The organism is Stenotrophomonas sp. STEN087, assembly GCF_056759115.1.
This window is the reverse complement of record NZ_JBRRCR010000089.1, coordinates 1-17,451: the sequence shown is the minus strand read 5'-3', so window position 1 is coordinate 17,451 and position 17,451 is coordinate 1. Positions and strand designations below refer to the sequence as shown.

16 protein-coding genes and 3 tRNA genes are annotated in these 17,451 nt (G+C 64.8%); all 19 read right to left on the bottom strand.

The genetic code is table 11. The annotated features are described in order from the left end of the window. Window positions 1–113: 113 nt before the first annotated feature. The 19 genes from ACVOK1_RS17580 to tpiA all read right to left on the bottom strand — a co-directional run bounded on the left by ACVOK1_RS17580 (window position 114) and on the right by tpiA (window position 16,881). A tRNA-Met gene (locus ACVOK1_RS17580) sits at window positions 114–190 on the bottom strand. An 83-nt stretch (window positions 191–273) separates the two neighbouring features. Beyond that, window positions 274–350: transfer RNA gene (locus ACVOK1_RS17575), tRNA-Met, on the bottom strand. A gap of 127 nt (window positions 351–477) precedes the next feature. Beyond that, complete coding sequence (nuoN, locus tag ACVOK1_RS17570) at window positions 478–1,938, bottom strand: NADH-quinone oxidoreductase subunit NuoN (protein ID WP_079222602.1); 1,461 nt, start codon at window positions 1,936–1,938, stop codon at window positions 478–480. Window positions 1,939–1,953: 15 nt separating this feature from the next. Further along, window positions 1,954–3,462 carry an NADH-quinone oxidoreductase subunit M gene (locus ACVOK1_RS17565; protein ID WP_481562802.1) on the bottom strand — a complete coding sequence of 503 codons (1,509 nt, stop codon included), beginning with the start codon at window positions 3,460–3,462 and terminating at the stop codon, window positions 1,954–1,956. 23 nt (window positions 3,463–3,485) lie between these two features. Next, a complete protein-coding gene (gene nuoL, locus ACVOK1_RS17560; protein ID WP_481562801.1) occupies window positions 3,486–5,657 on the bottom strand; it encodes an NADH-quinone oxidoreductase subunit L in 2,172 nt (723 codons plus the stop codon). Window positions 5,658–5,664: 7 nt separating this feature from the next. Beyond that, a complete protein-coding gene (gene nuoK, locus ACVOK1_RS17555; RefSeq protein WP_053519917.1) occupies window positions 5,665–5,970 on the bottom strand; it encodes an NADH-quinone oxidoreductase subunit NuoK in 306 nt (101 codons plus the stop codon). Then, window positions 5,967–6,626 (bottom strand): NADH-quinone oxidoreductase subunit J, encoded by a 660-nt coding sequence (locus ACVOK1_RS17550; protein WP_108769452.1) that lies wholly within the window; start codon window positions 6,624–6,626, stop codon window positions 5,967–5,969. Before ACVOK1_RS17550 ends, nuoK begins: the two co-directional genes overlap by 4 nt. A 9-nt stretch (window positions 6,627–6,635) precedes the next feature. Then, window positions 6,636–7,124 carry an NADH-quinone oxidoreductase subunit NuoI gene (gene nuoI, locus ACVOK1_RS17545; RefSeq protein WP_005410456.1) on the bottom strand — a complete coding sequence of 163 codons (489 nt, stop codon included), beginning with the start codon at window positions 7,122–7,124 and terminating at the stop codon, window positions 6,636–6,638. 3 nt (window positions 7,125–7,127) lie between these two features. Then, window positions 7,128–8,222, bottom strand: coding sequence for an NADH-quinone oxidoreductase subunit NuoH (nuoH, locus tag ACVOK1_RS17540; RefSeq protein WP_108769453.1), 1,095 nt, complete (start codon window positions 8,220–8,222; stop codon window positions 7,128–7,130). Continuing rightward, on the bottom strand, window positions 8,219–10,453 hold the full coding sequence (nuoG, locus tag ACVOK1_RS17535; RefSeq protein ID WP_481562800.1) for an NADH-quinone oxidoreductase subunit NuoG: 2,235 nt from the start codon (window positions 10,451–10,453) through the stop codon (window positions 8,219–8,221). The genes nuoH and nuoG overlap by 4 nt, the downstream gene beginning before the upstream one ends. Further along, a complete protein-coding gene (gene nuoF / locus ACVOK1_RS17530) occupies window positions 10,450–11,790 on the bottom strand; it encodes an NADH-quinone oxidoreductase subunit NuoF (protein ID WP_108769455.1) in 1,341 nt (446 codons plus the stop codon). Before nuoF ends, nuoG begins: the two co-directional genes overlap by 4 nt. 4 nt (window positions 11,791–11,794) lie before the next feature. Continuing rightward, window positions 11,795–12,322, bottom strand: a complete 528-nt coding sequence (nuoE, locus tag ACVOK1_RS17525) for an NADH-quinone oxidoreductase subunit NuoE (protein ID WP_108769456.1) — start codon at window positions 12,320–12,322, stop codon at window positions 11,795–11,797. Window positions 12,323–12,419: 97 nt separating this feature from the next. After that, window positions 12,420–13,727 carry an NADH-quinone oxidoreductase subunit D gene (locus ACVOK1_RS17520; RefSeq protein ID WP_116863229.1) on the bottom strand — a complete coding sequence of 436 codons (1,308 nt, stop codon included), beginning with the start codon at window positions 13,725–13,727 and terminating at the stop codon, window positions 12,420–12,422. After that, on the bottom strand, window positions 13,724–14,473 hold the full coding sequence (locus ACVOK1_RS17515) for an NADH-quinone oxidoreductase subunit C (protein ID WP_079222611.1): 750 nt from the start codon (window positions 14,471–14,473) through the stop codon (window positions 13,724–13,726). Before ACVOK1_RS17515 ends, ACVOK1_RS17520 begins: the two co-directional genes overlap by 4 nt. Before the next feature lie 33 nt (window positions 14,474–14,506). Beyond that, entirely contained in the window at window positions 14,507–15,061 is a 555-nt protein-coding gene (locus ACVOK1_RS17510) for a NuoB/complex I 20 kDa subunit family protein (protein WP_079222612.1), read from the bottom strand. Continuing rightward, complete coding sequence (locus ACVOK1_RS17505; protein WP_079222613.1) at window positions 15,052–15,408, bottom strand: NADH-quinone oxidoreductase subunit A; 357 nt, start codon at window positions 15,406–15,408, stop codon at window positions 15,052–15,054. The genes ACVOK1_RS17510 and ACVOK1_RS17505 overlap by 10 nt, the downstream gene beginning before the upstream one ends. A gap of 110 nt (window positions 15,409–15,518) precedes the next feature. Then, window positions 15,519–15,603, bottom strand: a tRNA-Leu gene (locus ACVOK1_RS17500). A 51-nt stretch (window positions 15,604–15,654) separates the two neighbouring features. After that, window positions 15,655–16,092: a preprotein translocase subunit SecG gene (gene secG / locus ACVOK1_RS17495; protein ID WP_200752994.1), complete on the bottom strand. Its 438-nt coding sequence runs from the start codon at window positions 16,090–16,092 to the stop codon at window positions 15,655–15,657. Between the two features lie 33 nt (window positions 16,093–16,125). Beyond that, window positions 16,126–16,881 carry a triose-phosphate isomerase gene (gene tpiA, locus ACVOK1_RS17490; RefSeq protein WP_108769460.1) on the bottom strand — a complete coding sequence of 252 codons (756 nt, stop codon included), beginning with the start codon at window positions 16,879–16,881 and terminating at the stop codon, window positions 16,126–16,128. Between the last annotated feature and the right edge of the window lie 570 nt (window positions 16,882–17,451).

Sequence of the window (17,451 nt, the reverse complement as noted above, 5' to 3'; positions counted from 1 at the left end):
CGCCGCCCGCTCCCCCGCGGGGTGGGTCGCCGGGCCCCCCCCCCCGCGCGGATCCAGCGTACGCCCAAAGAAAAACGCCTCCGAAGCGGGGCTTCGAAGGCGATCTCTTTACTTGGTAGCGGGGGCAGGATTTGAACCTGCGACCTTCGGGTTATGAGCCCGACGAGCTGCCAGACTGCTCCACCCCGCATCAGAAGCGGAATTATGAGTGATAACTTCAAAACATGCAAGCTTTCCCTCATTCATCAAACCGGTTGGCGCCGATCTGAAGTTTGGTAGCGGGGGCAGGATTTGAACCTGCGACCTTCGGGTTATGAGCCCGACGAGCTGCCAGACTGCTCCACCCCGCACCGGAAGTGTTTGAACTGCTGCCCCGCTCTTTCGAGGAGGGCTACCGCAACGATGTTCTGGCTGAACCGCTGCAGTGACAACTCAGGCTGCGCATATTACACGAATCGCGCAGCTTTGTGTCAACTTTTATGCAAGATGCGCAAATGCCTGCTGGCACCAGACCATGATCGGGTTCCAGGCCAGGCCCAGGGCCAGCAGCGCCAGGGCATTCACGCCCAGCACCACGCCCAGCACGCGGTCGTTGTTGCGCGGCATGGCCTCGCCGACCGGCTCATCGAAGTACATGACCTTGATGACGCGCAGGTAGTAGAAGCAGCCGACCACGGCACACAGGACGCCGAGGATGGCCAGCCACAGCAGGCCGCCGTTGACGGCAGCGCCGAGCACGGCCAGTTTGGTCCAGAAGCCCAAGAACGGCGGGATGCCGGCCAGCGACGCCATGATGCACAGCACCAGGCCGGCCATCCACGGGTTGCGGGCGTTCAGGCCCTTGAAGTCCTCGATGTTCTCGGCTTCAAAGCCGGCGCGCGACAGGGCGATGATCGCACCGAAGGCGGCGGTGGACATGATGGCGTAGGCCAGTGCGTAGAACAGCGCGGCGGCATAGCCCTGAGCGCCGCCACCGGCGATGCCCATCAGCAGGAAGCCGATGTGCGACACGGTGGAGAACGCCAGCATGCGCTTGAGGTTGCTCTGCGCGATGGCCATCAGGTTGCCGATGACCAGCGACACGGCGGCCAGGCCGGCGATCAGCAGCTGCAGTTCGGTCGACAGCGGGCCCACGCCCATCTCCAGCAGGCGGTAGGCCATGCCGAAGGCGGCCAGCTTCGGTGCCGAGCTGATGAACAGCGCGATCGGCGCCGGGGCACCCTGGTACACGTCGGGCAGCCACATGTGGAACGGAGCGGCACCCAGCTTGAAGGCCACGCCGGCGATCATGAAGACCGCACCGGTGATCAGCAGCACGCGCTCATCCGAATGCGGGATGGCGGCCTGGATGGCATCCAGGTGCAGGCTGCCGGTGGCGCCGTAGATCAGCGACATGCCGTACAGCAGCAGGCCCGAGGCCAGCGAACCGAGGACGATGTACTTCATCGCCGCTTCCGAGGCCAGGCCGCTGTCGCGGTTGCTGGCGACCAGTGCGTACGAGCACAGGGCCAGCAGTTCCAGGCCCAGGTAGACCATCAGCAGGCTGCCGGCCGAGACCAGGATCATCATGCCGGCGGTGCCGAACAGGATCAGCACCGGGATCTCGCCCTGGAACAGGTTGCGGTCGCGCAGGTAGCGCCAGCCGTAGACCAGGGTCAGGCCGCTGAGCAGCACGATCCCGGTCTTCATCACGTCCGCGGCGGTATCGCGCACGAACATGCCGTGGAAGACCTCACCCTGCCCGCCCACGCCGGTGGCGAGCATGAACAGCACCACGGCCAGTGCAGCGACCGAGAACAGGTGGGTGACGATCTTGTTCCGGTTGCTGACGAACAGGTCGAGGATCATAAGGGCGAAGGCGCTGCCGATCAGCACCAGCTCGGGAGCGAGCGGTGGCAGGTCAGCGGCGGTCAATGGCAGCAGCGGCGAGGTGGTCATCATCAAATCCTGGAATTACAGCAGCTTGCTGGATGCGATCTGCATCGCCAGCTTCGCGATCGAGGGCTCCATCAGGTCGGTCAGCGGCTTGGGGTAGATGCCCAGCGCCAGCACGCCGATGGCGAACACGCTCAGCAGCGCCCATTCGCGGCCGTTGATGTCCTTCAGTTCGGCCACGTGGCTGTTGGCCACTTCGCCGAAGAAGATGCGCTTGTACAGCCACAGGGTGTAAGCCGCACCGATGATCAGGGTGGTGGCGGCGCCCAGGGCGATCCACGGATTGCGCTGGAACGCAGCCAGGATGACCATGAATTCACCGGCGAAACCACTGGTGCCCGGCAGGCCGGCATTGGCCATGAAGAACAGCATGGCGAAGGTGGCGAACCACGGCATCACGTTGACCACGCCGCCGTAATCGGCGATGCGGCGGCTGTGCATGCGGTCGTACAGCACGCCGACGCAGGAGAACATCGCACCGGACACGAAGCCGTGCGAGACCATCTGCACCATGGCGCCCTGCAGGCCCAGGCGGGCTGCATCGGCGTTGCCGGCTTCACGTACCAGCCACAGGGCGATGAAGGTACCCAGGGTGACGAAGCCCATGTGCGCGATCGACGAATAGGCGATCAGCTTCTTCATGTCGTCCTGCACCAGGGCGACCAGGCCGACGTAGATCACCGCGATCAGCGACAGGGCGATCACCAGCCAGGCCCATTCGTTGGACGCATCCGGAACGATCGGCAGGTTGAAGCGCAGGAAGCCGTAGCCACCGATCTTCAGGGCGATGGCGGCCAGGATCACCGAACCGGCGGTCGGCGCTTCCACGTGGGCGTCCGGCAGCCAGGTGTGCACCGGGAACATCGGCACCTTGACCGCGAAGGCGATCAGGAAGGCGAAGAAGATCCAGGTCTGTTCCTTGGCGCTCAGCGGCAGTGCATACAGGTCGGCCAGCTGGAAGCTGCCACCCTTCATGTACAGGTAGATCAGCGCCACCAGCATCAGCACCGAGCCGAGGAAGGTGTACAGGAAGAACTTCATCGCGGCGTAGATGCGGCGCGGGCCGCCCCAGACACCGATGATGAGGAACATCGGGATCAGCATCGCCTCGAAGAACACGTAGAACAGCATCGCGTCCGTGGCCGAGAAGATGCCGACGGTGACGCCTTCCAGGATCAGGAAGGCCGCCACGTACTGGTTCACGCGCTTGTCGATCGCGCTCCAGGCACCCAGCAGGGCCAGCACGCCGATCAGGGTGGTCAGCAGGATCAGCGCGATGGCGATGCCATCCACGCCCAGGTTGTAGCCGATCTTGTACGCCGGGATCCACGCATGGGTCTCGACGAACTGCATGCCATCGGCAGCCGGGTTGTAGCCGCCGAGCAGCGAGAGACTCGCAACGAAGGTCAGCAGCGCCACGCCGATCGACGCCCAGCGGGCGGTCTGCGCATCACGGATCGCAAGGATCAGGGCACCGCCGAGGATCGGCAGCCAGATGAGGACACTGAGTAGGGGCCAGTTCGACACGTCTTCTTATTCCGTACAGGTCATCAACGCAGGTAATGCATCAGCACGCCCAGGAGGGCAATCAGGCCGATGATCATCGCGAAGGCGTAGTGATAGAGGAAACCGGATTGGGTACGACGCAGCACGCCGGCTGCGACGTCCACAACACGTGCCGAGAGATTGACCACGCCGTCGACGATGTTGCTGTCGATCCAGCGAGCGACCTTGCCGAGCTTGACGCTGCCACCGGCAAAACCGTCGATCCACAGCTTGTCGAAGCCGTACTTGTTTTCCAGCACCGAGACCAGCGGAGCGAAGGCCTTGCGGGCCTTGCCCGACAGGTCCGGCTTCCACAGGTAGAACAGCGCGGCCAGCAGGAAGCCCGCCAGGGTCAGCCAGAACGGCGGCAGCATCATGCCGTGCAGGGCGAACTTGACCGGACCATGGAACTCCTCGCCGAGGAAGGCCACGGTGTTCTTGGCCGGATCGTAGAAATCGACGATGCCGGTGAAGAACGTGGTCGCCTGGCCCTTGATCGCCTCGTGGGCGTGGTGGCCGGCCCAGTCGGTGCCGTGCAGCATCGGACCGATGCTGAAGAAGCCGATGGCGATCGAGGGGATGGCCAGCAGGATCAGCGGCAGGGTCACCACCCACGGGGTTTCGTGCGGCTCATGCGGACCGTGGCCATGGCCGTGGTCGTCATGGGCATCGCCGTGGTGCGCATCGGCGTGATGGGCATCGGCGGCATGATGGTCGTCATGGCCGTGGTCATCGTGGTGCGCGTCACGGAAGCGCTCCGGACCATGGAAGGTCAGGAACAGCAGGCGGAAGCTGTAGAAGCTGGTCACCAGCACGCCACCCAGCACTGCCCAGTAGCCGTAGGTGGCCACCCAGGTATTCTGCATGTGGGCGTGGATCTCGGCCGCCTCGATGATGGTGTCCTTCGAGTAGAAGCCGGAGAAGAACGGCGTACCGACCAGGGCCAGGGTACCGATCCACATGGTGATGAAGGTGATCGGCATGTACTTGCGCAGGCCGCCCATCTTGCGCATGTCCTGCTCGTGGTGCATCGCGATGATGACCGAGCCGGCACCCAGGAACAGCAGCGCCTTGAAGAAGGCGTGGGTCATCAGGTGGAACACGGCCGCCGAGTAGGCCGACACGCCCAGCGCCACGGTCATGTAACCGAGCTGGGACAGCGTCGAGTACGCGACCACGCGCTTGATGTCGTTCTGCACGATGCCGATCAGGCCGGTGAAGAACGCGGTGGTGGCACCGATGAAGAGGATGAAGTTCAGCGCGGTCTGCGACAGCTCGAACAGCGGCGACATGCGGGTGACCATGAAGATACCGGCGGTCACCATGGTCGCGGCGTGGATCAGTGCCGAGATCGGGGTCGGGCCTTCCATCGAATCCGGCAGCCACACGTGCAGCGGGACCTGGGCCGACTTGCCCATGGCGCCGATGAACAGGCAGATGCAGATGACGGTGGCGATCGACCAGACGACCGGGTCGCTCAGCAGCTGCATGCCGAACACGGTGCCGTCCCAGACCTGCATCTTCATCTCGGGGCTGGCGAGGGCGCCGGCCTGCGAGAACACCTGCGAGTAGTCCAGGGTGCCGAACACCCACAGCACGCCGGCGATGCCCAGCAGGAAGCCGAAGTCACCAACGCGGTTGACCAGGAACGCCTTCATGTTGGCGAAGATCGCGGTCGGGCGCTTGAACCAGAAGCCGATCAGCAGGTACGACACCAGGCCCACCGCTTCCCAGCCGAAGAACAGCTGCAGGAAGTTGTTGCTCATCACCAGGGTGAGCATCGAGAAGGTGAACAGCGAGATGTAGCTGAAGAAGCGCTGGTAGCCCGGGTCTTCTTCCATGTAGCCGATGGTGTAGATGTGGACCAGCAGCGACACGAAGGTCACCACCACCATCATCATCGCGGTCAGCTTGTCGACCATGAAGCCGACATGGGCCGAGTACTGGCCGACTTCGAAGAAGGTGTACAGGTTCTGGTTGAACGGCTGTGCGCCGCCCCAGACCAGCTGGTACAGCGTGTACATCGACAGGGCGCAGCTGATGGCCACGCCGAGGATGGTGACGGTCTGGGCGCCGAAGCGCTTGACCTGGCGACCGAACAGGCCGGCGATGATGCTGCCGAACAGCGGTGCAAGCACCACTGCGATCAACAGACTCTTGGAGAGAGTGATTTCCATCTGTGGATCAGCCCTTCAGCGAATCGACTTCGCCGACATTGATAGTGCGGCGTGTACGGAACAGGGTCACCAGGATCGCCAGGCCGATGGCGGCCTCGGCTGCGGCGACGGTCAGGATGAAGAACACGAACAGCTGACCCGACGGATCGCCGAGCTGGCGCGAGAACCCGACGAAGTTGATGTTCACCGACAGCAGCATCAACTCGATGGACATCAGCAGGACGATGATGTTCTTGCGGTTGAGGAAGATGCCGGCAAGGCTGATGCAGAACAGCACCGCGCCCAGCGCCAGGATGTGGCCGAGAGTGATCATGCCTGGGTCTCCTCGTCGCCCGCGACCGGCTTGGTGTTGGTGTGGACCAGCGGCTGTTCGGCGTCCATCTTGACCACGCGCAGACGCTGCGAGGCCTTGACCATGGTCTGGTCACCCGGGTTCTGGCTCTTCACACCGGTGCGGCGACGCAGGGTCAGCATGACGGCGGCGACCACGGCCACGGTCAGGATGACGGCGGCGAACTCGAACGGCAGCAGGAACTCGGTGAACAGGCTGCGGGCCAGCCAGGTGATGTTGGACGTGTCCGCGGCCAGGGCGGCAGCGTTGTCCGCCGGGAAGGCGTTGACCGCCCTGCCCTTCACCCCGATCAGGATCAGCATCTGCACCAGCATGGCCACGGCCACGATCAGGCCGACCGGCAGGTAGCGCACCCAGCCCTCACGCAGGTTCGTGGGATCGATGTCGAGCATCATCACCACGAACAGGAACAGCACCATCACCGCGCCGACGTAGACCAACACCAGGGCGACACCGAGGAACTCGGCACCGACCAGCAGCCACACGCAGGCGATGGAGAAGAAGGTCAGCACCAGGCAGAGCACGGCGTGAACGGGGTTGCGCACGCTGATCACCGCACCGGCCGAAACCGTTGCCGCGATGGCGAACACCCAGAAAGCGATATTTACCCAATCCATCTCTCGACCTCAGCGGTAAGCGGCATCGGCGGCACGACGCTCGGCGATCTCGTTTTCGAGACGATCGCCAAGGGCCAGCAGCTGCGGCTTGGTAACGATGTTTTCGCCACGGTTCTCGAAGTGGTACTCGAGGATGTGGGTTTCGACGATCGAGTCCACCGGGCAGCTTTCTTCGCAGAAGCCGCAGAAGATGCACTTGAACAGATCGATGTCGTAGCGGGTGGTACGGCGGGTGCCGTCCTCGCGCTTGGCCGAGTCGATGGTGATGGCCAGTGCCGGGCACACCGCTTCGCACAGCTTGCAGGCGATGCAGCGCTCTTCACCGTTGGGGTAACGGCGCAGGGCGTGCAGGCCACGGAAGCGCGGCGACTGCGGGAACTTCTCCATCGGGTACATCATCGTGTACTTCGGCTTGAAGCTGTACTTCAGCGTCAGCCAGAGACCGGCCAGCAGTTCGAGCAGCAGCAGGCTCTTGAAGTAATGGGTAATCCTGTTCATCACTTAGACGCCCTTTTGAATCACGCCGAAGAACACCATGACGGCGGTAACCGCGATCCACAGAATGGCCAGCGGGATGAAGACCTTCCAGCCCAGGCGCATGATCTGGTCATAGCGGAAGCGCGGGAAGCTGGCACGGAACCAGATGTAGGCACTGGCGAAGAAGAACACCTTGACGAACAGCCACGGTGCACCGCCCTTCCAGATCCAGTCGACCAGCGGCGAGACATCGCCGAAGTCCGCCCAGCCCTGGATCGGGCTCAGCCAGCCGCCGAGGAAGAAGATCGAGATCAGGAAGCTGATCAGGATCATGTTCGCGTATTCGGCCAGGAAGAACAGGGCGAAGGCACCGCCGGAGTATTCGACCATGTGGCCGGCGACGATTTCCGATTCGCCTTCCACCACGTCGAACGGAGCGCGGTTGGTTTCAGCCACGCCCGACACCCAGTAGATGACGAACAGCGGGAACAGCGGGATCAGGAACCAGTCGAAGAAGCCGGAGCTGCCGGCCTGGGCCATCACGATGCTGCTCAGGTTCAGGCTGCCCGAAGCGATCATCACGCCGACCAGGGCGAAGCCCATCGCGATTTCGTAGCTGATCATCTGCGCCGAGGCGCGCATGGCACCCAGGAACGCGTACTTCGAGTTGGATGCCCAACCGGCCAGGATGATGCCGTAGATGCCCAGCGAGGTCATCGCCAGCAGGTACAGCAGGCCGGCGTTGGCGTTGGACAGCACGATCTGCGAGTCGAAGGGCACCACCGACCAGGCCGCGAAGGCCGGGGCCAGGGTGATCAGCGGCGCGAGCAGGAAGATCGCCTTGTTGGCGCTGCTCGGCTGCAGGACTTCCTTGAACAGCAGCTTGAAGACGTCGGCGAAGGCCTGGAAGATGCCCATGCCCACGTACATCGGGCCGTGGCGGACGTGCATCCAGCCGATCAGCTTGCGTTCCCAGACCACGTAGAAGGCCACCGAGACGATCACCGGCACGGCGATCACCAGGATCTTCAGGATGATCCAGATCAGCGCGCCGATATCACCGAGGGCAAGCAGCCACTGGTGCAGCGGGTCGACCGCGTTCAACAGCAATTCGTTCATGCAGCCACCACCGATACGCGAGCGGCACCCAGCGGCGCGGTCGCGCCGTGGCCCGATTCAATCCAGACCGAACCCGCAGCGACGCGGGCGTCGACCACCACCGGCAGGGTGGCCTTGCCGGCATCGGTGCCGACCTTGGCCATCTGCCCTTCCTGCAGCTGCAGGCGCGCGGCATCGTCAGCGTTCATCACGATGCGCGGGGCGTTGTTCAGCGGATGCGACTGCAGCGCCGGCGCGCGACGGACCACCGCATCGGTGCGGTAGATCGCAGCGGTCGAAGCCACTTCCAGGCCTTCGCCGGCAACGGCCGGCTGGGCCGAGGCCGCCACGGCGACCGACACCGGCGCCAGGCTGGCACGCAGGCCAGCCAGGTCGGTGAAGTCGAAACCGGCCAGCGCCATGTCGCCGCCCAGTGCGCGCAGCACGCGCCAGCCCTCGCGGGCCTCGCCCGGCAGCTTGCCGCCGGCACGGGCCGACTGCTCGCGACCATCGAGGTTGGTCAGGGTGGCGTCGATTTCCGGCAGCGCGCCGATCGGCAGGATGACGTCGGCAACGTCGCGGGTGGAGACGCAGGCGAACTGGCTGAAGGCCACCACCTTGGCACCGACCAGCGCCTTGCGCGCGGCCGGGGCATCGGCGAAGTCCAGGCCCGGCTCGAGTCCGTACACCACGTAGGCCTGGCGCGGCTGCGCCAGCATGGTGGCCACGTCCTTGCCAGCCGGCAGCACGCCGGCGCGGGTCAGGCCCACGGCATTGGCGCCCTGCGGGATGCGGCACAGCTGGGCACCGGTGGCGGCAGCGAAATCACGCGCAGCGGCGCGGATCGCGGCGGCCTGCGGGTGGTTCTCGGCGATGCCACCGACGATCAGCACGGTGTTGGTACCGCCCTGCACTGCCGAACGCAGTTCTTCGCTGGCCAGCGCGTCGACGAACTTCGACGGGGCAACGATCTGCTTGCCGGCGATGCTGAAGGCGAAGTCGAAGTCCACCGGGTTGACGACGTGGATCTTCGCGCCCTTGGTGGTCTGCGCCTTGCGCAGGCGGGCGTGCAGCAGCGGCAGTTCGTGGCGGATGTTGCTGCCCAGAACGACGATGCGGTCGGCGCCTTCGATTTCGGCCAGCGGCAGGCCGAACACTTCGGCGGTTGCAGCGTCGGAGAAATCGCGGTTGTTGACGCGGTGGTCGATGTTGTTCGAGCCCAGGCCCTTGGCCAGGCGGGCCAGCAGCGCGCCTTCCTCGTTGGAGGTCGACGGGTGCACCAGCACGCCCAGGTGGTCACCCTGGTGGGCCTTGAGGATCTCGGCGGCCGCGGCCAGGCCTTCTGCCCAGCTCACTTCCTTCCACTCGCCGTTGACCTTGCGCAGCGGCTTGACCGCACGGTCTTCGCTGTACAGGCCCTGGTGCGAGTAGCGGTCACGATCGGACAGCCAGCACTCGTTCACGGCTTCGTTGTCGCGCGGCACGGTACGCAGCACTTCGCCGCGACGCACGTGCAGGAACAGGTTCGAACCCATGGCGTCGTGGTAGCCCAGCGATTCGCGCGCGGTCAGTTCCCACGGACGGGCGCGGAACTGGAACACCTTGTTGGTCAGCGCGCCGACCGGGCAGACGTCGACGACGTTGCCGGACAGCTCGGTGGTCAGCGGCTTGCCGTCGTAGGTACCGATCTGCAGGTTCTCGCCGCGGTACATGCCACCCAGTTCATAGGTGCCTGCCACGTCGGCGGTGAAGCGCACGCAGCGGGTGCACTGGATGCAGCGGGTCATCTCGGTGGCGACCAGCGGACCCATGTCCTCGTCCGGCACCACGCGCTTGCGCTCGTTGAAGCGGCTGACCGAACGGCCATAGCCCAGCGAAACGTCCTGCAGCTCGCACTCGCCGCCCTGGTCGCAGATCGGGCAGTCCAGCGGGTGGTTGATGAGCAGGAACTCCATCACCGAACGCTGGAACTTGAGCGCCTTCTCACTGCGGGTGGCGACCTTCATGCCGTCCATCACCGGGGTGGCGCAGGCCGGCGCCGGCTTCGGCGACTTCTCCACGTCCACCAGGCACATGCGGCAGTTGGCGGCGATCGGCAGCTTCTCGTGGTAGCAGAAGCGCGGAATGGAGATGCCGGCCTTGTCGGCGGCCTGGATGATCATCGAGCCCTTGGGCACGACCAGCGACTTGCCATCGATCTCGATGGTGACGTGATCGGGTGGGACGCTCGGATTTACGGGTTGCGCGCTCATGCAGCGGCTGCCTCCACCTTCTTGCCGTCAACCATCGAATGACCGTTGACGATGTAGTACTCGAACTCGTCCCAGAACTGGCGCAGGAAGCCCTGGATGGGCCATGCAGCCGCTTCGCCGAACGCACAGATGGTGTGGCCTTCGATCTGGCCGGCCACCGCCTTCAGCTGGTGCAGGTCTTCCATCGTGGCCTTGCCGGCGACGATGCGCTCCAGCACGCGGTGCATCCAGCCGGTGCCTTCACGGCACGGGGTGCACTGGCCGCAGGATTCCTTGTGGAAGAACTGGCTGATACGGCAGGCGAACTTGACGCAGCAGACGCTGTCATCCAGCACCACGACGGCGCCCGAACCCAGGCCGGAGCCCAGTGCACGGATGGTGTCGTAGTCCATCGGCAGGCCCTTCAGCTCGGCCGCGGTCAGCACCGGCATCGACACGCCGCCCGGGATCGCGCCCTTCAGGGTGCGGCCCGGACGCAGGCCACCGGCCATTTCCAGCAGGTCGTCGAAGGTGGTGCCCAGCGGCACTTCGAAGTTGCCGCCGTTCTGCACGCAGCCGGAGACGGAGAAGCACTTCGGGCCACCGTTGCCGGTCAGGCTCAGGCCCTTGAACCACTCCGGACCGTTGCGGATGATCGCCGGCACCGAACCGTAGGTTTCGGTGTTGTTGATCGTCGACGGCTTGCCGTAGAGGCCAAAGTTCGCCGGGAACGGCGGCTTGTAGCGCGGCTGGCCCTTCTTGCCTTCCAGCGATTCCATCAGCGCGGTTTCTTCGCCGCAGATGTAGGCGCCGGCGCCCAGGGCACCGTAGATGTCGATGTCCACGCCCGAGCCCATCACGTTCTTGCCCAGCCAGCCGTTTGCATAGGCATCGGCCAGGGCCTGTTCGAAGTTCTCGAACGGCTCGTGGTGGAACTCACCGCGCAGGTAGTTGTAGCCCACGGTCGAGCCGGTGGCGTAGCAGGCGATCGCCATGCCTTCCACGACCGAATGCGGGTTGTAGCGCAGGATGTCGCGGTCCTTGCAGGTGCCCGGCTCGGATTCATCCGAGTTGCAGAGGATGTACTTCTGCATGTTGCCCTTGGGCATGAAGGACCACTTCAGGCCGGTCGGGAAGCCTGCGCCACCGCGGCCGCGCAGGCCCGAGGCCTTGACCATCTCGATGACCTGCTCCGGCGGGATCTTCTCTTCGAGGATCTTGCGCAGGGCGGCGTAGCCACCGGTCTTCAGGTAGCTTTCGTACGACCACGGGGTGTCGTAATGCAGGGTGGTGTAGACCACCTGGTGCGGCAGCGGCGCGGGGCCGACCGGACCCTTGGATTCGTGGTGATGTGCCATGCCCTTACTCCAGCCCGTCCAGCAGCTCGTCGACCTTTTCCAGGGTCAGACGCTCATGGTAATGACCGTTGATGACCATCATCGGTGCACCACCGCAGCCTGCCAGGCACTCTTCCTCGCGCTTGAGGTAGACGCGGCCGTCCGGGGTGGACTGGCCGTGCTTGATGCCCAGCTTCTTCTCGCAATGGCGCACGATGTCTTCGGCGCCATTGAGCCAGCAGCTGATGTTGGTGCAGATGGCCACGTTGTTGCGGCCCACCTTCTCGGTCTCGAACATCGAGTAGAAGCTGGCGACCTCGTAGGCCCACACCGGCGGCAGATCCAGGTACTTGGCCACGCCGGCGATCAGCTCGTCGGTCAGCCAGCCCTGGTTCTGCTCCTGGGCCGCATGCAGGCCCTGCAGCACGGCGGAGCGCTTGCGGTCCGGCGGGAACTTGGACAGCCAGTGATCGATGTGAGCGCGCGTCTTGTCGCTCAACACCACCATCGGGTCGACGTCGCGCGCCGTCTCGAAATTACCTGTCGCCTTCATCGGCCGACCTCAGCGAAATGCATAACGTGAAATTGCAGAAACTGCGGCGCCGGCTTGCGCCGGCTGCCTGCAGCAGGCGTTGGCTTGGCAGACGTCATTACCGGTCAACCTCGCCGAACACCAGATCGTAGGTGCCGATCATCGCCACCACGTCGGCCAGCATGTGGCCGCGCACGATCGAATCGATCGAGGACAGGTGGGCGAAGCCCGGCGCGCGCAGGTGCACGCGGAAAGGCTTGTTGGCGCCATCGGAGACCAGGTAGCAGCCGAACTCACCCTTCGGGGCTTCCACCGCCGAATAGGTTTCGCCGGCCGGCACGCAGTAGCCTTCGCTGAACAGCTTGAAGTGATGGATCAGCGCTTCCATGTCGTCCTTCATGTCCTCGCGGCTGGGCGGCGCGACCTTGAAGTTCTTCACCATCACCGGGCCCGGGTTGGCCTTCAGCCACGCCACGCACTGCTTGATGATGCGGTTGGACTCACGCATTTCCGCCACGCGGCACAGGTAGCGGTCGTAGCAGTCGCCTTCCTTGCCCAGCGGGATGTCGAAATCGACGGCGTCGTACTTGGCGTACGGACGCTTCTTGCGCAGATCCCAGGCAACGCCCGAGCCGCGCAGCATCACGCCGGTCATGCCCCACTGGTGGGCCAGCTCCGGGCTGACCACGCCGATGCCGACCGTACGCTGCTTCCAGATACGGTTGTCGGTCAGCAGGGTTTCGTATTCGTCGACGCGACCCGGGAACTCGTTGGTGAAGTTCTCCAGGAAGTCCAGCAGCGAGCCTTCACGCGAAGCATTGAGCTGCTTCAGCGCCTTGCCCTTGTGCCAGCGCGATTCCTTGTACTTCGGCATGTGGTCCGGCAGGTCGCGGTAGACGCCGCCCGGACGGTAGTAGGCCGCGTGCATGCGCGCGCCGGAGACTGCTTCGTAGCAGTCCATCAGCTCTTCGCGCTCACGGAAGGCGTACAGCATGACCGCCATCGCACCCAGATCGAGGGCGTTGGAGCCCAGCCACATCAGGTGGTTCAGGATGCGGGTGATTTCGTCGTACATCGTGCGGATGTACTGCGCGCGTTCCGGCGCCTCGATCCCCATCAGGGTTTCGATCGAGCGCACGTAGGCGTGCTCGTTGCACATCATCGACACGTAGTCCAGGCGATCCATGTAGCCGATCGACTGGTTGAAAGGCTTGGACTCGGCCAGCTTTTCGGTACCACGGTGCAGCAGGCCGACGTGCGGGTCGGCGCGCATGATGGTTTCGCCGTCCATTTCCAGGATCAGGCGCAGCACACCATGGGCGGCCGGATGCTGCGGGCCGAAGTTCATGGTGTAGTTGCGGATTTCCTGCCGGCTCTCGGCGGCGTTGCTGGCGAAAGCTTCGCCGGCCTGGTGTACGTGGCTCACTTCACTGCCTCCTGCGCGCGCTCACCTTCTGCGGTCTGCAGACGGGCGTCGTCGCGGATCACGCGCGGCACGCCGACGCGCGGCTCCACCGAGGTGACCGGTTCGTAGATCACGCGCTTCTTTTCTTCGTCGTAGCGGACTTCGACGTTGCCGATCAGCGGGAAGTCCTTGCGGAACGGATGGCCGACGAAACCGTAGTCGGTCAGGATCCGGCGCAGGTCCGGGTGACCTTCGAAGATCACGCCGTACAGGTCGAACGCTTCGCGCTCGAACCAGTTCAGGCCCGGCCAGATGCCGGTCAGCGAGGACACCACCGGCAGTGCTTCGTCAGGGGCGAAGCAGCGCAGGTGCAACATCAGGTTGTGCTGGTAGGAGCGCAGCTGGGCGACCACGGCGAAACGCTGGGTCGGCATGTGCTGCGGGCTCGCGCCGTCGGCACCGTTCTCTTCGGTGGGGAACTCGCCCCACGCGAAACGGCCCTGGGCCTTGCCTTCGACGCCGCGGCTGAAGCCCTGCGAGGACACGTCAGCGGTGTCCCATTCGTCGGAACCATAACCGAGGTAATCGACGCCGCAGAGATCCACGGCCTGCTCGAAACCAAACTCGTCACGCAGCGCCAGCGCGGTGGCATGCCACTCGGCGGCAGGCACCTCCAGCGTCACTTCGCCGCGGGGTTCGACCACGATGACCTTCGCACCAGCGAAACGTGCGGAGAGTCGGTCGATGAAGGATGCTTGCTCTGCCATGGGGGCTTGGCGCGCTCTTGTAGTGTGGAAGGGTCAGCGGGCGATGGTCTGTGTACGCCAGATCTTCTTCTGCAGCTGCAGGATCCCGTACACCAGCGCCTCGGCGGTCGGCGGGCAGCCCGGGACGTAGACGTCCACCGGCACCACGCGATCACAGCCGCGCACGACAGAATAGGAGTAATGGTAGTAGCCGCCGCCGTTGGCGCAGCTGCCCATCGAGATGACCCACTTCGGGTCCGGCATCTGGTCGTAGACCTTGCGCAGCGCCGGGGCCATCTTGTTGACCAGGGTGCCGGCCACGATCATCACGTCGGACTGACGCGGCGACGGGCGGAACACCACGCCGTAGCGGTCAAGATCCAGGCGCGCGGCGCCGGCGTGCATCATCTCGACCGCGCAGCAGGCCAGACCGAAGGTCATCGGCCACATCGAGCCGGTGCGCGCCCAGTTCAGCAGTGCGTCGACGCTGGTGGTGACGAAGCCCTTTTCCAGCAGCGGGTTGTCGCCCTCCGGCCGCAGGATGTCATCAACCCGCCCTTCCGGGACCGGATTGTTCATGAGGCCATCGAGAGTCTGAATCACTCCCATTCCAGCGCTCCCTTCTTCCAGACGTAAATGAAACCGAGGAACAGCATGCCGACGAACAGGCCCATGGTGACGAGCGAACGGGCGCCCAGTTCCATGAAGACCTGGGTCCACGGCACGATGAAGATGATTTCCAGGTCGAAGACGATGAACTGGATCGCGATCAGGTAGTAGCGCACGTCGAACTTCATGCGCGCGTCTTCGAAGGCCTCGAAGCCGCACTCGTACGGCGAGAGCTTTTCCAGATCGGGGCGGCGGGGACCGAGGAATCGACCGATCAGCATCAGCGTGATGCCGATACCGGTCGCGACGATCAGAAACAGCAGAGACGGCAAATATTCGGCCAGCACAGCGATTCTCTCTTGCCTCTGCCGCCGCGCCTGCAGGCGCTTTGGCATGGGGGAGTGGACGGGAAACGGCTGGCGCATTGCGCGCCAGGAGAACCCGCTTTACTTACAAATGGTGCCCAAGAGGGGACTCGAACCCCTACGACCTAAGTCGCTACCACCTCAAGGTAGTGCGTCTACCAATTCCGCCACCTGGGCAAACGATCACATCAGTCAGACAACCCGATGCGCCGCATATTGTAACCGTCTTCAGTCTTTCTGGGAGCCTTCCGAAGGCTTTTCTTCACCAGAAACCGAAGATTCCGCCTGAGCCGGCACATTCGCGGCCGGAACCGGGGCGGCCGGGACCGCATCGGCCTTCGGAACGGCCGGGAGTTCACCTGCCGGAGCGGCCGGAGCGCTGGCCGCCGGGGCGGACATCAGGCCCAGGTCCTGGTCGGCCGCCGGACGGCTGCCGTGGCCGGCATACCAGGCCATGAAGAGGCTGATGCCGAAGAACACGACGGCCAGCCACTTGGTCGACTTGGACAGGAAGTTGGACGCGCCACGCGCGCCGAACACGGTGCCCGAGGCGCCAGCGCCGAAGCCCGAACCAGCCGCCGCACCCGAACCACGCTGCATCAGGATGAGCGCGATCATGGCCACGGCCACGAGCACGTAGACGACATTGAGGATCAACATCAGCATTGGGAATCCGCCCTCGGACAATACTTACAAGGATTAGTTCGCGACCGCCGCCTCCGCGATGGCCAGGAAGTCCGCGGCCACCAGGGAGGCGCCGCCGACCAGCCCACCATCGACATCCGGCTGCGCGAACAGTTCCCCGGCATTGTCGGGCTTCACGCTGCCGCCGTAAAGAATGGGCAGTGAATCAGCGATTCTAGCATCGATGCGCGCCACTTCGCCACGGATGAACGCGTGGACCTGCTGCGCCTGTTCCTTGCTGGCGGTCTTGCCGGTACCGATGGCCCAGACCGGCTCGTAGGCGACCACGGCATTGGCGAAGCCCTCGCCCCCGACCAGGGCCAGCACCGGGGCCAGCTGGCCGGCGATGACGGCCTCGGTCTGCCCGGCCTCGCGCTGTTCCAGGGTCTCGCCGACGCACAGCACCGGCACCAGGCCGGCATGCAGGGCGGCGGCGAACTTGCGCGCGACCAGCTCGCTGCTTTCATTATGGTACTGGCGGCGTTCGGAGTGACCGACCAGGCCGTAGCGGGCACCGACCTCGTGCAGCATGGCGGCGCAGACCTCACCGGTATAGGCGCCCTTCTCGTTGCTGCTGACGTCCTGGGCACCGAACACCAGGCCGGTCTCGCCGAAGTCCTCGACCAGCTCCCCCAGGTAGGGCAGCGGCGGCAGGATCACCACCTCGACCCCGGCCTTGGGCAGCCCCGCAGCCACCTGGCCCAGCAGGTCAGTGGCGAATTGACGGCTGCCGTGCAGCTTCCAGTTTCCGGCGACGATCTTGCGGCGCATGAGCGGGTGGCTCCTGTATGAAGTCAGCCGCCCATGATACCCGTTACGGCAAAAACCCGTTTGCTTGTAAGCGGTTACATGGATTTTCAGCCAACGGCGCAGCCCCTCGTGGCGGGTCGGTTGGGTTGGGTGGGTCGCGGAATGCCCGGTTGGTTGCGCTGGTTTGGCCGGGCGAGGCAGGGGCGCGGGACACGCCGTGAACCCATCCATGGGGGCTCGTAGGCGCCATCCATGGCGCCTGCGGTCCCGCGCCCCTGCCCCGCCCGGCCTCTGACACATTCCGGCGGCTCCGGCCGCCACGGAAAGAAAAAAGAAGAGCAAGAGCGAAAGCAGCATTCCGGGCTGTTCCGGGGTCAGAGCCCTTTCCGCAGGGAAAGGGATCTGACCCCTACCCACATCGATCTGACAGATTCCATCCACGCATGGCGTGGATCTACTGCCGTCACCGGGAAACTGTCGAAGGCGGGGGGGGGGGGGGGGGGGGGGGGGGGGGGGGGGGGGGGGGGGGGGGGCGGCGCCCCCCCGGCGGGGGGGGGGGGGGCCCCGCCCCCCCCCCCCCCCCCCCCCCCC